We start from the raw sequence: 19,567 nt of genomic DNA, 5'->3' as shown, positions 1-19,567 counted from the left end.
TTTTAATCCACACCATAGAAATTACAGACATCTAATAACTAAACATCTTAATTGGCTTATGAAAAATATTTTTTTATCAGTATTAGTAGCTTTACCATTCATTAATTTTGCACAAAACGATATCGAAAAAGTAACATCCACAGTTTCTAAAAGTGAAATTGAGGGTCATATTTATTTTTTAGCATCAGATGAGTTAAAAGGAAGGCAAACTGGTACTCCCGAAAATAAAATAGCTGCTCAATACCTGGCTAATATGTTACGTGGATACGGTGCTAAACCTGTAACTGAAAATAACAGTTATTTTCAGAAAGTTACGCTGAATACTACTTCTCCATTCGCGAACGCATCATTAAACATAGGAGATTTTACTACTTCTAAAATAGTAACACTAAAAAAAGTAAATACTTCCTTTTCGGGATCATTAGTATTTGTCAATTATGGTTTAGCTGAAGATTACAATACTTTAGATGTGAAAGGAAAAATAGTAGTTACTTATTCCGGTACAAAAGACAATAGCAATCTTAGATTTGCATTTTCTAAAGTCCAAGAGAAGATAGCACTAGCCAAAGAAAAAGGTGCAATAGGAATTATAGAAGTTAATAGCATAGATGATAGAACATGGTCACAACTAGACCATAGTTTTAATGGAGAAAAAATGAGTGTTTCTGAAGAAGAGGAACCTAACAACTTCACTTATTTATGGATCAATGATCAGAAAGAAGAAATCAGCAAATTCTTTGAAGATAAAAATGAAATTAACGCTACTGTAGAAGTTCAAGGTATTAAAAAGGGTACTATAATGTCACAAAATGTAGTCGGAATGGTGGAAGGCACGGATCCTAAACTAAAAAACGAGTTTGTCATTTATTCCGCTCATTACGATCATGTGGGTATCGGAAAAGCTATTGATAATGACTCTATTTATAACGGTGCAAGAGATAATGCTGTGGGAACTGTAACCGTGTTATCTGCAGCACAAAACATTGCTAAATATCCTACTAAAAGATCAGCATTATTTATCCTATTCACGGGAGAAGAAAAAGGATTATTAGGTAGTAAATGGTATGTAAATCATCCTATGATCCCGTTAGATCAAATGGTATATTGTTTCAATAGTGATAATGGAGGTTATAATGATACGAGTATCGCGACAATAGTAGGCCTGGAACGAACAACCGCAGCAGAAGATATTAAAAAAGCGGCAACTCCTTTTGGACTAAAAGCTATTGATGATCCAGCTCCTGAACAAGGTTTATTTGATCGATCTGACAATGTACATTTTGCGGCCAAAGGAATTCCCGCACCAACATTCAGTATGGGTTTTACAGCTTTTGATGAAGAAATAACCAAATACTACCACCAGGTGACTGATAATCCAGATACATTAGATTATGATTATCTGTTAAAATTCTTTCAGTCCTATGTATTGGCTTGCAGAAATATTGCTAACAATCCCGAAACTCCTTTTTGGGTTGAAGGTGATAAATACTATGAAGCTGGTAAAAAATTATATAATAAAAAGTAGATTATTCTTTTCTTACTATATAATTTCTAATCTATATGAAATCTATTTCATCCGTTATTATTAGCTTTTTGATATTCTCTTGTACACAAAAAAATCCTCTGGAAAAAATACTGGATTCTGAAAAGGAACAGATAAAACAGGTAATGCAAAATATTGAAAAACACGAAGTTCAGATTTTGTACAGTCAGGTTGATCGAGATGAGCATGGAAAAGTGATTTTTACGGATTATGAATTCAACGTTTCTGATAGCACCTACTTTTATCCTGCAAGTTCTGTTAAATTCCCTATCGCCCTAATCGCCCTAGAGAAATTAAACGAATTAAAGGAAAGAGGAATCAACTTAGACAGAACGACTAATTTCATTCTACAGCGTGATACACTTTATACAAATATTGAGAAAGAAATTAGTAATATTTTTGCGGTAAGCGATAACCAGGCATATAATCGACTATTCGAATTCCTTGGACAAGATTATATTAATCAAAAATTACAGTCTAAAGACCTTAAGGGTAGAATTTCGCATCGGTTATCGGCCTTACACGCTCAAAACCTGAAGACACAATCAATTCTTTTTAAAAAAAATGCAGAAGATAGTACTGTTGCATACCAACAAGAAAGCATAGAAAATAATCCTCACCTAAAATTATCGTTGCAAAAAACATTAAAAGGTAAAGGGTACATCTATAATGATACATTAATAAAGGAACCAAAAGACTTTTCCGAAAAAAATTATCTTCCGCTGCGATCTTTACACGAGATGATGAAGCGTATTCAGTTCCCCAATATTTATAGTAAAGAAAAGGGTTTTGATATCTCAGAGAGCGATTATGAATTTGTGATTAATGCTATGAAGACTTTACCCAGTGAAGCAGGATATGATAAAAAGGAATACTATGATGGATATGTGAAGTTTTTTATGTTTGGAGATACAAAAGAAGACATTCCGGAACATATAGAAATCTACAATAAGGTTGGATATGCATATGGATATCTTACAGATTGTGCATATATTAAGGATACAAAAAACGATATAGAGTTCGTACTATCCGCTACAATACATGTAAATGAAAATGGAATTTTTAATGATGATCACTATGAATATGATGAAATAGGCATTCCTTTTCTAGCAGAATTAGGAAGAAAAATCTATAATTTCGAAAAGCTTCGAAATAAGTAATTTTACCTTAAAAAGGTAGATTTCTTTAACAATTCTTCAAAAAAAATCAGCAAATACCACTGAAAATTTCATTTTTTATGATTTATTCACGTTTTTTTAACAAAATTATATCTTTAATAGACTTTTTATGAATTAATTTTGTTACCCCTTAGTTTAAGAACGTCTAATTTTAGTACAAATAACAACAACAGTATGGTTACAGCATTAATAATCTAGTAGCTATATAGTATGTCAAAGGCGTAGTATATAGTTCTATTTAAACCTCAAAATATGAAACGATATATACTATTCTTCTTATTATTCTCTTTCGGGATATTGTACCCAAGGGACTTTTTTACCGAACAGCCAACATTTGAAATTATTCAAAATCAAATAGACCGTAAACTTTCTGATGAAGAAGTTCAGAAACGGGGACTTGATGTATTGGCTGCAGAAGTAATTGAACAAATAGATGAAATCGATTTAAGAAAAATGGCTCGATCGGCTATTTTCGAAACTTCGTATGGTTTTAGATGGAAAATGATTAATCTACATACAGGAAACATTATTATTATTAAAGTGAATAAGGAATTTAAGTTAATCTCTGCTCGAAATAGCAAAAAAACTAAAATAATGATTCCTTAATATTGGTCTTAGAGCAACATTGCCTTTACGCTTTTATATTCCTCTAAATACTCCCAATATATAATTCGGTCATACCCATATTTGATTAAAATATATTTTTCACTAACCGATAGTATTCTATCCACTGCCACGAATTTTTTTGATGCGGATGCAACGGTAACTTCCTCGGTAATTTCCTGATTTCTGGCGTCGAAACCATGTACAATTATATGATTCTTTAAGGTAAGTTCTATAAATTTCATGGTACTAGTTTTAATCCTTCAAATGTACCTATTTTTCACCTTAACACCCCTTTAAGAGTTTCGCATTTTCATTTTCTTAACTTTAAGCTCACAATTAGGTAATCAATCAAAAAATGTTAAAAAGATTTTTCCTTTTAACGCTCATTTCTATAGGTATTTCTGGCTTTTCCCAAAAGAAATTATCATTAATCTACACAGGAAACATGGGTGTTTATATATCAAATGAAGATTCTTCTGTATTAATTGATGGCCTACATATAAAGTACGGCGAGGATTATCTTTTTCCAACTACTTCTTTAATATATAAGATACGTAAGCAATTACAACCAGATGCTATTCTGTTTACACATAATCACGGAGATCATTTTAGTGCATCCTTAGCCAATGAGTATCTAGCATCTAACAAAAATTCCGTTTTGTTTGGATCCAATCAAATCACCGAAGAAATTAAAACCTCTGAAGATAGATTGTTTACCATAGCTACAACTAATTACAGCAAGCAAACGATTACAATTAAAGATTTTAAAATTACTGGACTAAAAATAAATCACGTCGAAAAAAGACATACTGCTGTAGAGAATGTAGGATACATCGTCGATTTAGGTACGCACAGAATTCTACATGTTGGAGATACGAATTGGATGGAGGAGATCAATCTATTTAATCAATTGGATCTGATCAATGAGAACATAGATATTGCCATTCTGCCTTATTGGATGCTTTTAGAAAATAACGCATCCCAACAAATTAAGAAGCATATCAATCCTAAACAAATTATCGCAACACATATATCTCCAAGAATAAAACAACAAGAATTGCAGGACATGAAGAAAGAATATCCTGACATACATTTCTTAACAATACTAGAACAGCAAATACAACTATAATTAACTCACTATTACAACATGAAAAGATTACTATTTCTAATATCCCTTATCCTGGTTTCAGGAATTTCTGCTCAGGAATTTTCGATGGATTATGTAAAAAAAATAAATCCACGTAATATCGGCCCCGGAGGAATGAGTGGTCGTGTAACTTCTATAGATGTGGTTACTTCCGATCCAGATATTATGTACGCAGGAACAGCTTCTGGAGGACTGTGGAAATCTACTTCTGGCGGAATTAAATGGGAGCCTGTTTTTGATAAACAAGTGACTGCTTCCATCGGAGCGGTAGCAATCCAACAATCTAATCCTTCTGTAATTTGGGTGGGAACCGGAGAAGGTAACCCCAGAAACAGTCTTAATGGAGGATACGGGATATACAAATCACTGGATGGCGGCAAAAATTGGAAACTGATGGGCTTAGAAAAAACCCGTCATATCCACAGAGTAATTGTGGATCCTACTGATCCAAATACTGTATACGTCGCTGCGATAGGTTCGCCTTGGGGAGAACATCCAGAAAGAGGTATTTTTAAAACTACAGATGGCGGAGAAACATGGAATAAAATACTTTTTGCGAATAACAAAACCGGTGCAGCTGATCTGATTATGGATCCTTCTAATCCTAATAAATTGATTGCCGCTTTATGGGAACATAAACGTGATCCGTGGTTTTTTAAATCTGGAGGTGAAGGTTCTGGACTATATATTACACACGATGGTGGAAAAACCTGGAAAGAACGCACTGATAAAGATGGATTGCCCAAAGGAGATTTAGGACGTATTGGAGTTGCTATTTCCAGAAATAAACCAAATATCGTCTACGCTCTAATTGAAGCCAAAAAAAATGCACTCTATAAATCAGAAGATGGAGGATTTAACTGGAAAAAAATAAATGATAAAAATGATATTGGTAATCGTCCATTCTATTATTCAGAAATTTATGTAGATCCACAGAATGAAAACAGAGTCTATTCTGTATTTACCTATGTAAATGTATCCGAAGATGGCGGTAAAAACTTTAAACAACTAATGCCAGCCTATGGTGTAGATAATGGAGTCCACCCAGATCATCATGCTTGGTGGATACATCCCCAGGATGGTAATTTTATGATCGATGGTAATGATGGTGGACTGAATATCACACGTGATGGAGGAAAAACCTGGAGATTTATCGGAAACTTACCTGTAGCGCAGTTTTATCATATTAATGTGGATAATGAGTTTCCATACAATGTATATGGAGGCATGCAGGATAATGGTAGCTGGCGCGGACCTGCGTATGTTTGGAAAGCTCAGGGAATCCGAAATTCATACTGGCAAGAAATTTCTTTTGGAGATGGATTCGATGTAGTACCAGATAAAGACGACTCTAGATATGGATGGTCTATGAGTCAGCAAGGATTTGTAAGTCGTTATGATTGGATGACAGGTAATAACTACACAGTGAGACCTACACATCCCGATCCAGAAATAAAATTACGTTTTAACTGGAATGCTGCTATCAATATTGATCCTTTTGATAACAATACGCTGTATTTTGGAAGTCAGTTTGTACATAAAAGTAAAGACAAAGGGTTAACCTGGGAGATTATCTCTGCAGATTTATCTACTAATGATCCCGAAAAACTAAAACAAGCAGAAAGTGGTGGTCTAACCATGGATGCTACCGGAGCAGAAAATCATTGTACAGTTTTAGTGATAGAACCTTCTTCTTTAGAGCAAAATATGCTTTGGGCGGCAACAGATGATGGACGAGTTCATATTACTCAAAACGGAGGAGCTAACTGGACAGACGTTTCTAAAAACATTAAAGGATTACCAGCTGGTAGTTGGATTGTACAGATCAAAGCTTCTAATAAGAAAAAAGGAGAAGCACTATTGGTAGCTAATGATTACAGAAGATTTAATTATACACCATACGCATATAGAACGATTGACTATGGTAAAACATGGCAACGCATTGTAGATGGTACTCATGTAAAAAGCTATGCATTGAGTATCGTAGAAGATCCTATTGAGAAAAATTTACTGTTCTTAGGAACCGATGACGGATTATATATTTCCCTGGATGCCGGAAACAAATGGACGAAATGGACATCAGGTTTCCCTACAGTTTCCGTAAAAGATTTAGTGATCCAACCCAGAGAACATGATTTGGTTATAGGAACCTTTGGTAGAGCTGCTTGGGTATTAGATAATATAAGACCGTTACGTGCTTTAGCAAAAGACAAAAGTATCTTAAGCCAAAAATTAAAAGTATTTGATCCTCCTATTGGATATCAGGCTGCTTATCAACAACCTACGGGAAGTCGTTTCGGTGGAGATGCTTTATTTAATGGCGAAAATCGTGATTTTGGAGCTCATATCTCTTATTTTGTAACCGTGGCGCAAAAAGAAGCGTCTAAAAAGGAGGAAGACAGTAAAGAAACGGACAAAGAAAATGATGAAGATGAAGATGATACTGCAGACGATGAAAAAGAAGAAACGAAAGTGAAATGGGATTCTATCCATCTAAAAGTATATGATGGTGATCGATTGATCAGGACATTAAAGCAAAAAACTCCCGACTCTACCGGAATTCATAAAATAAGCTGGTTTATGGATGAGAAAGGTGTTGATAGACCTTCTAGAGAGATTCAGAAACGTAAAGCAGAACCAGGCGGCATTGATGTAAAGCCAGGAACCTATAAAGTGGTGATGGAATATGGAGATCAGAAATCCGAAACCAGTATACAGGTAAAATCGGATCCTAGATTACAAGTTTCTCAGCAAAATATCAATGAAGTATACGCCGCTTCTAAAAACCTGGAAGCTATGGAACAAGCTGCTGCGGATGCTGTGAAACAGTTGGTAGAAAGTAAAGAAGTAGCTTCAAAATATCAGAAAGAATTGAAAAAACTGGACAAAAAGAAATTTAAAGATCAGATCAAAGCCTCTAAAAATATTATCAAAAAGATTGATTCTACCGTTGCTATGTATTTAGGAAAAGAGGACAAAAGACAAGGAATCACTCGTAATCCTGAAGTAACGGTAATGCAGCGTCTAGGAACCGCTGGTTGGTATACAGGCAGCAGACAGAATGGGTTGACTACTACGGAGAAAACCTTGATAAAACATGCTAAAGATGCGCTAATGGATGCATTAGAAAAAACAAATGCCTTCTTTACAAATGATTGGAAACCTTATCAGGAATCTATAGAGAAACTAGAAACTTCTCCTTTTAAAGAAGTCAAAACATTCACTATCAAATAAAACTTTCACACATGAAAAAACTGATCATTTTAGGACTAGGAGTACTACTACTCCACTCCTGTAAAAAAGAAAAGAAAGAAGAGGTAGCGCAAGCTGTTACAATTGAAGAGTACTCAATTGAGCAATTTATGGATAATGAAAATGCATTTGCCAATGGATTTTCTAACGATAAGTCCAAAGTGCTGATGACTAGTAACCGTTCTGGTATCTATAATATGTATACGACTTCGGTTAAAGGTGGAGAATTGATTCCGGTTACAAAATCAGATAGTTCTTCTGTTTTTGGAATTTCATATTTCCCAGAGGATGATAGGATACTATTTAGAATGGATGGTAATGGAGATGAAATATTTAAGATTTTCCTAAAAGATAGTTCAGGTATCACACGCCTAACTCCAGAGAAAAATGTAAGAGCATTATTTAGAGGTTGGTCCAAGGATGGTAAAAGCTTCTTCTATGGTAGTAATGAAAGAGATCCTAAGTATATGGATCATTATGAAATGAATATTGCTGATTTCTCCTCTAAAATGATCTATCAGAACAATGACGGAATGGATTTTGGCGGAATGTCCGAAGACAGAAAATATATTGCCCTTACTAAAGCAATCACTACCAATGATATCGATCTGTATATCATGAATACGGAGACTAAAGAAAAAACTAAAATCAATGAGAATACAAGTAGTAATAGACCTCAGGATTTTTCTCCAGATAATACCTCATTCTATTATACTACTGATGACAGTGCAGAGTTTAGTTATTTAATGAAATACAATCTTACAGATGGAGCAAAAGAAAAAGTAGCCGAAAAAAACTGGGACATCAATTCATTTTATTTTACCAGAAATGGAAAATATAAGGTGATGTTTACCAATGAAGATGCTAAAACTGTAATGGATGTAAAAGAAGTCGCTACTGGGAAAGCAGTAGAATTTCCTTCATTCGAAAATAAAGAAATCTCTAGTGCGCGTTTTTCTAGAGATGAGTCTATGGCATTCTTAAATGTTTCGGGATCAAGTACTCCAAGAAATGTATATGCTTATGATTTAGCTTCAAAAGAATATCATCAACTTACAGATGTACTCAATAAAGATATCAATGAAGACCATCTGGTAGCTTCAGAAGTGGTTCGCTTTAAATCCTTTGATGGATTAGAAATTCCAGCAATTTATTATAAACCAAAACAAGCAACAGCAGACAACAAAGTACCAGCCTTGGTTTGGGTACATGGGGGTCCTGGAGGACAATCCAGACAAGGTTTTAGTTCACAAATTCAATATTATGTGAACCACGGATATGCAATCTTAGCTGTCAATAATAGAGGAAGTAGTGGTTACGGAAAAACGTTCTACAAAATGGACGATCAAAACCACGGAGATAAAGATCTAAAAGATTGCGTAGCAGGAAAAGATTGGTTAGCACAACAAGATATTATCGATGCTAATAAAATCGGAATTATTGGTGGTTCTTATGGAGGCTATATGACCATGGCAGCTCTTACGTATACACCAGAGGAATTTAAAGTAGGAGTAAATATCTTTGGAGTAACTAACTGGTTACGAACATTAAAAAGTATTCCGCCGTGGTGGGAATCTTTTAAAGAAGCTTTATATACAGAAATGGGTGATCCTAATACTGCAGATTCTGTAAGATTACGTCAAATCTCTCCTTTATTCCATACAGAAAAAGTAACAAAACCATTGATTGTATTACAAGGAGCGAAAGATCCAAGAGTATTAAAAGTAGAATCTGATGAAATTGTAGCAGGAGTAAAGAAAAATGGGGTTCCTGTAGAATATGTGTTATTCGAAGATGAAGGACATGGTTTTGTAAAAAAAGAAAATCAGATTGAAGCTTATGGAAGAATTCTAAAATTCTTGGATAAATACCTAAAAGAGCCTGGATCCGATGTGATTAATGATGGGAAATCAGAAGTAAAAACAGTAGATCCTGAATCGTAAAACAAAGCGTTATCATACCCGTTGTGCATCTAGGAACGTTAATCGGAAAAAGCGCCAATTCGATATGCTAACTTGAATAAAAATAATGAATTATTTAAGTAAAAACACTCCCCTCTCCGGAGGGGTTAGAGGTATGTCTGTCTGAGTGATAAAATTACTACTTAACACACCTAAGAATCTCTAACAAAATATAAATTTGTTGAAATGCCATCACTCTCAAGAGGGAAAATGAACCATAATACCATGGATGATGTCCTCAGAAAGACAATTGGCAAATTTCACCTGCCTGTCTTTAATTTCAGGTATATCGATAAAAAACAATAAAACAAATAGATGAGAAAAATCATTGTACTTACAGCAATACTAACAATTATTACTATAACAAACACCAAAGCCCAAGAAACCGGAGAAGATGAATGGGGTGCTTGGTATATGTATTTTGGAACCAATCGAATAACAGATAAACTGAGTATTCATTCTGAAGCGCAGTTTAGATTCTATGAGGTTGTAGGTACGTTTAATCAACTATTACTGCGTACTGGTTTAAATTATCATCTCACAGATAATGCAATTGCTACTATTGGATATGGATATATTAATACCGATGGAACTTTTGCGGATATCACGGATGAAGAAAACAGCAATGAACACAGAATATTTGAGCAGTTTATACTTAAAAACGAAGTAGGGAAAGTAAAGTTTGAGCATCGATATCGGTTAGAACAACGTTTTATCAGCACTCAGTTTGATGATTTTACAGAACATCGCGCACGATATCGATTACAACTCACCTACCCTTTTAATGATACATGGTTCCTGAATGTGTATGACGAAGTGTTTATCAATCTACAAGAACCTATTTTTGGTCAGAATCGATTGTATGGAGCTGTTGGGTATAACGTACAATCTAATTTTAGTATTCAATTAGGGTATCTAAAAAATCATTTTACTGGAGCAAATTTTGACCGATTACAGTTAGGTATCATCTATAATACCGACTTTAGGAAGAAAGAATAAATAATTTCACCGGTACATTGAGCGTAGTCGAAATGTACCGGTAAAAGTTTCCGAACTTTCTATGATTACCCAAAGTTCGAAATCTGCCTTCCTTTTAAAAAAGAAACCGTGCTAAATAAAAAACAAATTCATTCTAAAAAAGAGCTCCAAGAGTTTAGAAGGACACTAAGAAAAAATAGTACTCCTGCAGAAGTTTTTCTTTGGAAAGAATTAAAAGCTAGGAAACTAGAAGGGAAACGTTTTCAGAGGCAGCATAGTATTGAGTATTATATAGTGGATTTTTATTGTGCATCAGAAAAGCTAGTTATAGAACTAGACGGTGAAATTCACAATACACCCCAAGCTCAGGAAAAAGATGAAATAAGAACAAAACGACTGAATGAGCTAAGATTTAACGTAATAAGATTTGAAAACAAAATGATTTTCGATCATTTACCATATGTTTTAGCAGAAATAAAAGATAATTTTAAAACATAAATTTAAAAAAAAGTTCCTCCCTTTTAAATAAAGGGAGGTGGCTCAAACGCAGTTTGAGACGGAGGGTTTAACTCCCCTTTCTCCGCCTTGGGCGGATTCATTCCCTTCTTTAAAAAAGAAGGGAGCTTATAAAAAAAGTAAACAATGACATTGACCAAAAAAGACAATCCGGCACTCTTGCTAATAGATGTGCAAAAAGGCATCAACAGTCCTGGATATTACGGTACCGAACGAAATAATCCACAAGCAGAAAAAAACATAGAGGCCTTACTAAAAAAATGGAGAATAGAAGCCTTACCAATTTATCATGTAAAACACTGCTCCACCAATCCGGAATCCCCTTTAGCCAAAGGAAAACCTGGCAATGACTTCCAGGATTTTATTGTACCGGAACCCAACGAACCTGTGATCGAAAAAGATGTAAACAGCGCTTTTATCGGCACAGATCTAAAAGCACAATTAGAAGATGCTGGTATCCAAAATGTAGTCGTAGTAGGACTTACCACAGAACATTGTGTATCTACCAGTACCAGAATGGCATCTAACTATGGATTTAATGTGTTTTTGATTGAAGATGGTGTAGCAGCTTTTGATAAAATCGGTGCCAACGGTCGGCGATATGATGCACAAATAGTTCATGATATAGAAATTGCGAATCTTAAGGATGAGTTTGCTACGATTGTACAGACAGAAGAAATGCTGAATGTTTTTGGTTAAATTATTTGTTTAGAAAACTAATTAACTAGATTGACCAAATTGATAAAAGCAACATAGATAAAATGAACAAAATATTCGAAATTTTAAGGAATAACTGGACTTTAAGAACCGTTGCTATTTTGACTGTACTATATGTTGGAATTTCATACATTTTTGGAAATGGATTGACAATATCTGAAGTAGTTATTTTCATATTGGTTTTCTTATATGTTGTATGGGGATCTGGAAAAAGACCTACTCCAACTAAAGAACCTTAAATTGAGTCTACTCTTGGGAACTTTCAATCTAAGCCCTTCCCGTTATTGTCATTCCGCTGCATAGCGGAATCCAAAATCATAGCAAAAAGCACACGGTGGATTCCAGTCTACACTGGAATGACAAAAAACAACAAAAACTGCCGGCGTATCTCATCCCGTCAGGAGTACTTTGACCATAGTGAAAAGTTTATCGAGAACTTTTTAATCCAATCCGTCTCGACATGCCTGTCACCTAGAGCCTAGTCGAGAGGTCACTATGAAAAATCGCTCTATTTGACGGCTTTTTTAAACCAAATCCTTATATCGAACTAATATTTACAGAATAAATGTTTAGCTTAGATGCATTTCCCCAAATTATTTACTTTTTTTAAAACAACATACGAACAAACCGTTGTAGTTTTCCATAAGAAACCATAGCATCTTGTATAAATTCTATGTATGTTTTATTAAAAATATGGTGCTGTAGATAACTACATCCCCGTATTAAACTTATTTAAGGTACTAATAATAAACATCTAATTGAAAAATATGAAAACTAAACTTTTCTTTACGCTGATCCTGGTTTCTTTTTTAACCAGCGCTTGCGCTCAGGTAGAAAAAACCGCAACCCAAATTGCTTGGGATACCTGGGGTGTTCCCCATATTACAGCCGACACTGTGGAAGAACTGTTCTATGCTCAAGGATGGGCCCAAATGCATAATCACGCAAATCTTGTTTTAAAACTTTATGGAAGTGCTAGAGGAAAAGGAGCAGAATACTGGGGGCAAGAGCAATTTGGTAATGATAGGCTAATTCACACCTTGGGTTTTGATCAATTAGCAGATGATTGGGAAAAAAGTCAAGACCCCGAACTAAAAATCATATACGAATCTTTTATAAACGGAATGAATGCGTACGCAGCATCACATCCTGAGGCGATTGATGAAAAGAATAAAGTGGTTTTACCTTTAACCACAAAAGACGTGAATATGCACAGTATGTATGTCATTTTTACACGTTTCATTGCGGGAAACGATTTAGGCCGTGTCCAGCAATGGCCTGATATGGGTTCCAATGCTTATGCTATAGCACCTAGTCGTTCCGCTTCTGGGAATGCAATGTTGGTTCAAAATCCTCATTTGCCCTGGTGGCAAGAATTTTTGTTTTTTGAGTCTCATTTAAATTTAAAAGACAAAAACATGTACGGTGCAACGCTGGTAGGTTTTCCTGGAATTGCCATTGGTTTTAATAAAAATCTTGGCTGGACTCATACGAATAATACCATAGATAATGCCGACACTTATGAATTAGACCTCAAAGGCGAAGGCTATGTATTAGACGGTGAGCAGAAAGCGTTTGAAACTTCGCCGAAAACAATTAAGATAAAACTTAAAGATGGTAAAATGATTGATGAAGAAATTCCGATACTAAAAACGATTCATGGTCCTGTAGTCAATAAAACCGAAAATAAAGTTTTAACCTTACGTATGGTAGGTTTAGATAGACCCAATATGCTATTACAGTGGTGGCGAATGATCAATAGTAATAACTTCAATGAATTTGAATCTGCTTTAAAAATGGCACAAATTCCTTTTTGGAATGTGATGTATGCCGATAAATCAGGAGATATTTTCTATCTATTCAATGGTTTAGTACCCAAGCGAACTGAAGATGCTTGGGGGTATTGGGATCGTATAATCCCCGGCGGAAAATCTGCTGATATATGGACCGAAGTTCATGAGTATGTTGATTTACCAAAAGTTAAAAACCCTGTAAACGGTTGGCTGCAAAATGCCAATGATCCACCGTGGACAAGTACCATTCCCATGTCTTTGAACCCAGATGATTTTCCTGGATACATGTCTCCACAAAGTATGAGCTTTAGACCTCAACGTTCTGCAAGAATGCTTATCGAAGATGAATCCATAACTTTTGATGAATTGGTTGATTACAAATTGTCTACCCGTTTAGAATTTGCAGATAGGATTTTAGATGATTTATTTATAGCGATAGATTCCTCTGATTCCGAATTAGCTAAAAGGGCTAAAGTCGTTTTAGAAAATTGGGACAGAACCGCAGATGCAGATAGCAAGGGTATGCTTTTATTTTATGCTTGGGCACAAAAATTTAATACCTGGAACAATACCAACTACAAAGAAAAATGGAATATAGAGAAACCCAACACCACACCAGATGGTATCGCAGATCCCGACCGTGCGGTTCAATTATTAGAAAAAACCGTACAAGAGTTAGAAGCTAAGTTTGGAAGCTTAGACATCGCCTGGGGAACCTATTATAGAATAAACTACAATGGCAAAAATTTACCAGCAAACGGCTCTGATGGATCTATGGGCGTATTTCGTGTTGCCTGGCCGGGTCATGCTACTGATGACAACATGTTTGTAGGGGGTGGTGATTCCTGGGTTGGTGTTATTGAGTTTGGTGATGCCGTAAAAGCAAAAGTGTTACTTTCTTATGGTAACGCAACGCAAAAAGATTCTCCACATTTCGGAGATCAGTTGGAGTTATTTTCTAAAAAAGAACTGCGTGATGCCTGGTTTACAAAAGCTGAAGTAAAATCAAATACTTCACGAATTGAGGTAATTACTGAAAATGGATTTCGAGAAAAAAAGTAATAAGCGGCTTATACTAGTTATCAGTAATTCTTTGTTGTCGTCAAACATAAAGTTTACCAATTGAGACTAGTGCTGAGCTTAGTCGAAGTAGAGATAGAGTTTCAATATCCTTAAAAACGGGTATTAGAAATTCTTAGGTGTGTTCCTGTAGTTATTCTTTCCAACAGGTCGTTCCATCTCTTTGAACAAACTAAGAATAAACTATTGGACGAATCCGCAATCATATGAAGAAGTGTGATATGAATTCCCATATCTCTTTGGTTTGGATGATTCGAGATTGAAAAACTAGATTAAATAAATTGATCAAATGAAAACCTGATTTCTCAAAATTTCAATTCGTCTGTCCGAATGTTTTAACCATAAAAATAATTTTTCTACGACTTCCCTATCTTATTTTCTTAATGTTTACAAGGATCTAGATTGTATGTAAAATAAGTAGGATCGAGCTCTACTGATAGTTCAAAAAAAATGGAAATAAAATTTTGATTTGCAAAAGTCCAAACACTTTCATTTTTTCAATACTAAACTATTTCTTATATGAAATAGTTTTATCTCATAATTTAGCTCAAAACAGCACTAAAAGTGTAATTTAAATTATTCAATATTACAAAATAAAATTAAATTCAAAAACCTTATTAGCAACAATATACAGTTTTCTGTCCACTTCTTGTGCACTTTTTTTTAACAGCTTATTTCTCCAGGTCTACTTATTGTATACTTCCTTTTTATTCAACATATCTATGCTTCCTATACTTTTATAAAAAAGAAGAAATAAATGGATAAATTAACTAAGTTTTTTAACGAGCTATTAACCAATAAGGATAAATTAGACCGTTTTAATTCAGGATCGAGCAAGCGTGAAATTGCTAACAATCGACAGCTCATGTTACATGCAGCTGGAGTGAAGGATGCAGAAGAAATCATTGGGATGGATGCCCAAGATTTGCAAAAACTAATGGAGAAAGAGCTAGCTCAAAAAATTGGCAACGATTTGGAAACAACAATTTGTGGACTGATTGCCAAGCAAATGTTAGAATATCCAAAACGTGTGGCAATTATTGATGGTAAAACCAAGATTGATTATAAGACGCTCTTGAAACGAGCTAGTGAGGTTGCCGGAGAACTAAAAATTCGAGAGGTAGAACCAGGATCTCTGGTTGGCGTATGTATGAACCGCTCTTGGGAACTGGTTGCTGCTCTAATTGGTGTAATGCAAGCGGGATGTGCATATGTGCCATTGGATCCCGAATATCCACAAGATCGAATTCGATATATGTTAGAGCATTCTCTTGCTGTGGCGGCTATCGTGGATAATGATAACGCTGCAAAACTATGCAGCGGAGTGCGTGAGCTAGTGTGGACTAATACATTGGGCGATCATACGGATAACGCTATACGAACATCCGCAAAAGATTTGGCATATGTCGTCTATACCTCTGGGTCAACGGGACAACCAAAAGGAGTTGCTGTTGAGCACCGTAGTGTTGTGGCCATGAGCCAATCCATGCGTGAGAAATTTAGTGACCAAGAACTGAAAGGTGTATTTGCCGGTGCCTCTGTATGTTTCGATACTTCAGTGATGGAAATTATGGGAACTTTGTCTTTGGGCGGCACAGTAATATTAGCAAAAAACGCCCTTGAACTTACCAAACTTCCTGCAGTAGATCAGGTGAGAACATGTGTAATGGTTGCATCAGCGGTGCAAGCATTGATATCTATAGAAAAATTACCTGAAGGGATACAATGTCTAGTTTTTGGAGGTGAAGCGCTCAAACGCTCACTGGTCGAACAAGTCTATGCACAAAAACCGGGTCTGAGAGTACTAAACGCATATGGTCCTACCGAAGATACTGTTTATTCGACCATTGCCGAAATCCCTTCTGGTACTAAAGTTATTACGATTGGTAAGTCTGTACCAAACTCGCGTGCATATATTTTGGATGATGCTTTTCAGCCTGTTTCTAATGGAGTAGCTGGAGAACTGTATCTAGCAGGAAACAAGCTTGCGCGTGGTTACTTATATGATCAGGCGCTGACCAAAGAGCGTTTTATCGAGATGAAACCTAGTGACCTGATTCCTGATAATCGGTTGTACAAAACCGGTGATTTGTGTTGCTGGACAGAAAATGGAGAGATTGAGTTTCTTGGTCGAGTCGACCAACAAGTAAAAATCAGGGGTTTTCGAATTGAACTTGAAGAAATTGAGTCTACACTTGAGTCGATGCAAGGTGTTGACGCAGCTGCAGCTGCAGCCGTGGATGGTGGTGCTGGTCAAAAAATACTGGTAGTCTATGTGGTAAGCCGAAATGAAGCAGTAACGGAGGCTAGCGTCAAGTCTTATTTATCACAACGACTACCAAAGTATATGGTTCCTCAAGTTGTGAAACACCTCAAGGTACTACCTCTTTTACCAAATGACAAACTCGATCGCAAGAAGCTCATGAGCCTGGAAGAGGAAGTATATTTTGAAAAAAGTGCAGTTGCAATACCTCCAAGTGCTGAAGCAGTCAATAGCACCAACATTCTCATACAACGTTTGATAGGCTCAAGCAATGAACAGCAAGCAGCACTATTGTCGATTATTCAGAGTGAGGTAGCTTCTCTTCTTAACTTAAGTGATATAGCATATGTGTTGCCAGACCATTCATTCGATAGTCTTGGCCTCGACTCACTAACTACATTGGAGTTCAGTTGTCGACTCACTAAATTATTGGGTCGAGAATTGTCTGCTAATGCGATCTTTGAACACTCCACCCCAAATGGATTGGTCAATTATATTATGGATATGATGGGAAGTAGCTCCGATACACGCGCTACAGATAAACTGCCTAGTGCAGCTACAGATACACTTGCTAGCTTCCAAACACATCTTCAGTCCAGCCATCCAACGTTTCAGGCTGCAAAAGCAACTGCATGGAGTGTCACTGATAAGAGCAAACTGGTTCAAGAAGTCTTGCGCATGGTGAATAACGATCGCAGAAACCCTTATAGTAAAGTGTTACGAACGGGAAGCGCGACAAAAGGCTTAGTTGGTGATGCCTACAATGATGAAGAACAGGAAGCGATTATATGGACAACCAATCTATATCTTGGATTAAACCGCGACCAGAAAGTCATTGAAGAAGCTTCTACTGCCTTAGCGCGTTTTGGAACCGGAATGGGCACCTCTGCTGCTGCGTCAGGTATGACCGATCAACATCTGGAGTTCGAAACAGAATTTGCTGATTTAGTAGGAAAGCCCAGCGCTTGTCTGTTTCCGACAGGATACACAGCAAATGTCGGAGCGATTGCAGGGATTTTAGGTAAAAACGATGTTGTCGTTATCGATCAGCTCTGTCACGCATCCATTGTTGATGGCGCTCGTCTATGCGGTGCGACTATTAGAACGTTCAAACACAATGATGCATCTGATTTGGAGGCTGTCCTAGCGTCAGAAGTGTCACCATACCGTACTATTCTAGTGGTTCTAGAAGGTGTATATAGTATGGGCGAAGGTGCTGCACCGGTTGCAAAAATCGTACGCACAGCAAAAAAATATAATGCACTCGTTCTAGTAGACGAAGCGCATTCTTTTGGTTTTTATGGAAAAGGTGGAGCTGGTATTTGCGCTGCTCAAGGTGTTACTGAAGAGGTAGATTTCATCATGACAACACTCAGCAAAGCCTTAGGTAGTCTTGGTGGAGTTGTTGCAGCTAGTCAAGCGCATGTTAACCTTATGAAATCCTCTTCCAGAGCATATATCTTTCAGGCTTCGATTAGCCCAGCGGATATGGCAGCAGCACTCACTTCATTACGACGCCTGCGTTCTGATGACGCATTACGCGAGCGATTATGGGATACAACTCGCTACATGCGCCAGCAATTCGAAGATGCAGGATATGATCTAGGAACTGGAGACGGTCCTATCGTCACTCCTCATTTTGGCGATAAGGATAAACTTTACGCAATAGTACAGAGTTTATATCAACGTGGGATTCAAACATCTGCAGTGACCTATCCAATTGTGGAGAGCGGACGAGGTCGTTTAAGACTCATCTGCTCGGCCGCTCATACCTATGAAGACGTAGACAAAACGCTAGAAGCTCTCATCGAAGCAGAACGTGAAGTAGATGAGCAAATCGCTGCGACGCATGATGAAACAGGTGATCCAAACATGACACATACTGATGTCGTGGTATGGGCCAGTGCATTCATAGACTATCTAAAAAAATCGATTATTGGAGTATCTGCACTAACCCCAAATCTCGCCATATCCGTTAGTGTTTCTGAGCAAGCTGAACCAATCACTATTTTATTTAAGGACGGAGACGTAACATTGGGTACTCATACAGATGATGATGTGCCTTCTTGTTCGTTACTTCTTACGAATAAGGCTGCTGTTTCCGCTTTACAGTCATCTAATGTACAAGGATTGCTTCATAGTATTTGTAAAGGAACCTGTTTGCTAAGCGGGCAAGTCGAACCATTTATATGGCTTATTGGTCGAATTGTGGATCAGCTACAGGATGTCCCTACCCCTGCTTATTCTGAATAAAGTAGATCGAAAGTATTGTTAATTAGTCTCAAGTCTTTTGCGCAATAGGATTTGCAGAAGGGACTTGAGACATAATGTATGGAAGAAACACACACAAGACATATCTCACCTCAAGTCCTTCAATGTTTTTACTCTTTTTGGAGAGACCTTATTAAGTACACTTCGACTACGCTCAGTGTAAACGAAGAAAAAAACAACAAATTTTCCCCACCACTTCTCCACCCTATTTTATCAGCAACCACAAGGAATAAGCTCTTAAAAAAGGGAATACTCCCATTAT

General features: G+C 36.4%; 13 protein-coding genes. 12 read left to right on the top strand and 1 reads right to left on the bottom strand.

From position 1 onward, the window contains the following. The first annotated feature begins 58 nt into the window (after positions 1-58). The 3 genes from Q0910_RS01665 to Q0910_RS01655 all read left to right on the top strand — a co-directional run bounded on the left by Q0910_RS01665 (position 59) and on the right by Q0910_RS01655 (position 3,327). Complete coding sequence (locus Q0910_RS01665) at positions 59-1,525, top strand: M28 family peptidase (protein ID WP_299211705.1); 1,467 nt, start codon at positions 59-61, stop codon at positions 1,523-1,525. A 35-nt stretch (positions 1,526-1,560) separates the two neighbouring features. Next, the gene (locus Q0910_RS01660) at positions 1,561-2,703 is read left to right on the top strand and encodes a serine hydrolase (protein WP_299211702.1); all 1,143 of its coding nucleotides are present in this window, start codon (positions 1,561-1,563) and stop codon (positions 2,701-2,703) included. A 270-nt stretch (positions 2,704-2,973) separates the two neighbouring features. Beyond that, positions 2,974-3,327, top strand: coding sequence for a hypothetical protein (locus Q0910_RS01655; protein ID WP_299211699.1), 354 nt, complete (start codon positions 2,974-2,976; stop codon positions 3,325-3,327). 8 nt (positions 3,328-3,335) lie between these two features. Here the strand turns inward: Q0910_RS01655 and Q0910_RS01650 are convergent, their stop codons facing one another. Continuing rightward, entirely contained in the window at positions 3,336-3,569 is a 234-nt protein-coding gene (locus Q0910_RS01650; protein WP_299211696.1) for a hypothetical protein, read from the bottom strand. A 113-nt stretch (positions 3,570-3,682) separates the two neighbouring features. On the opposite strand from Q0910_RS01650, the gene Q0910_RS01645 reads away from it, so the two are divergent. The 9 genes from Q0910_RS01645 to Q0910_RS01605 all read left to right on the top strand — a co-directional run bounded on the left by Q0910_RS01645 (position 3,683) and on the right by Q0910_RS01605 (position 19,287). Then, on the top strand, positions 3,683-4,456 hold the full coding sequence (locus Q0910_RS01645; protein ID WP_299211693.1) for an MBL fold metallo-hydrolase: 774 nt from the start codon (positions 3,683-3,685) through the stop codon (positions 4,454-4,456). 18 nt (positions 4,457-4,474) lie between these two features. Next, on the top strand, positions 4,475-7,708 hold the full coding sequence (locus Q0910_RS01640; RefSeq protein WP_299211690.1) for a hypothetical protein: 3,234 nt from the start codon (positions 4,475-4,477) through the stop codon (positions 7,706-7,708). An 11-nt stretch (positions 7,709-7,719) separates the two neighbouring features. Beyond that, positions 7,720-9,669, top strand: coding sequence for a S9 family peptidase (locus tag Q0910_RS01635; RefSeq protein WP_299211687.1), 1,950 nt, complete (start codon positions 7,720-7,722; stop codon positions 9,667-9,669). A gap of 333 nt (positions 9,670-10,002) precedes the next feature. Beyond that, positions 10,003-10,686, top strand: a complete 684-nt coding sequence (locus Q0910_RS01630) for a DUF2490 domain-containing protein (protein ID WP_299211684.1) — start codon at positions 10,003-10,005, stop codon at positions 10,684-10,686. Positions 10,687-10,794: 108 nt separating this feature from the next. After that, positions 10,795-11,163, top strand: coding sequence for an endonuclease domain-containing protein (locus tag Q0910_RS01625; protein WP_299211676.1), 369 nt, complete (start codon positions 10,795-10,797; stop codon positions 11,161-11,163). A gap of 144 nt (positions 11,164-11,307) precedes the next feature. Next, on the top strand, positions 11,308-11,880 hold the full coding sequence (locus Q0910_RS01620; protein ID WP_299211673.1) for a cysteine hydrolase family protein: 573 nt from the start codon (positions 11,308-11,310) through the stop codon (positions 11,878-11,880). Positions 11,881-11,942: 62 nt separating this feature from the next. Beyond that, positions 11,943-12,137, top strand: a complete 195-nt coding sequence (locus tag Q0910_RS01615) for a hypothetical protein (RefSeq protein ID WP_299211670.1) — start codon at positions 11,943-11,945, stop codon at positions 12,135-12,137. 528 nt (positions 12,138-12,665) lie between these two features. After that, positions 12,666-14,753, top strand: a complete 2,088-nt coding sequence (locus Q0910_RS01610; RefSeq protein ID WP_299211667.1) for an acylase — start codon at positions 12,666-12,668, stop codon at positions 14,751-14,753. A gap of 775 nt (positions 14,754-15,528) precedes the next feature. Continuing rightward, positions 15,529-19,287 carry an amino acid adenylation domain-containing protein gene (locus Q0910_RS01605; protein WP_299211664.1) on the top strand — a complete coding sequence of 1,253 codons (3,759 nt, stop codon included), beginning with the start codon at positions 15,529-15,531 and terminating at the stop codon, positions 19,285-19,287. Positions 19,288-19,567: the final 280 nt, after the last annotated feature.

This window comes from uncultured Aquimarina sp., from assembly GCF_947495315.1.
Classification (GTDB): Bacteria; Bacteroidota; Bacteroidia; order Flavobacteriales; family Flavobacteriaceae; genus Aquimarina.
The sequence above is the reverse complement of the archived record's forward strand: the minus strand, read 5'-3'. Positions and strand labels throughout refer to the sequence as shown.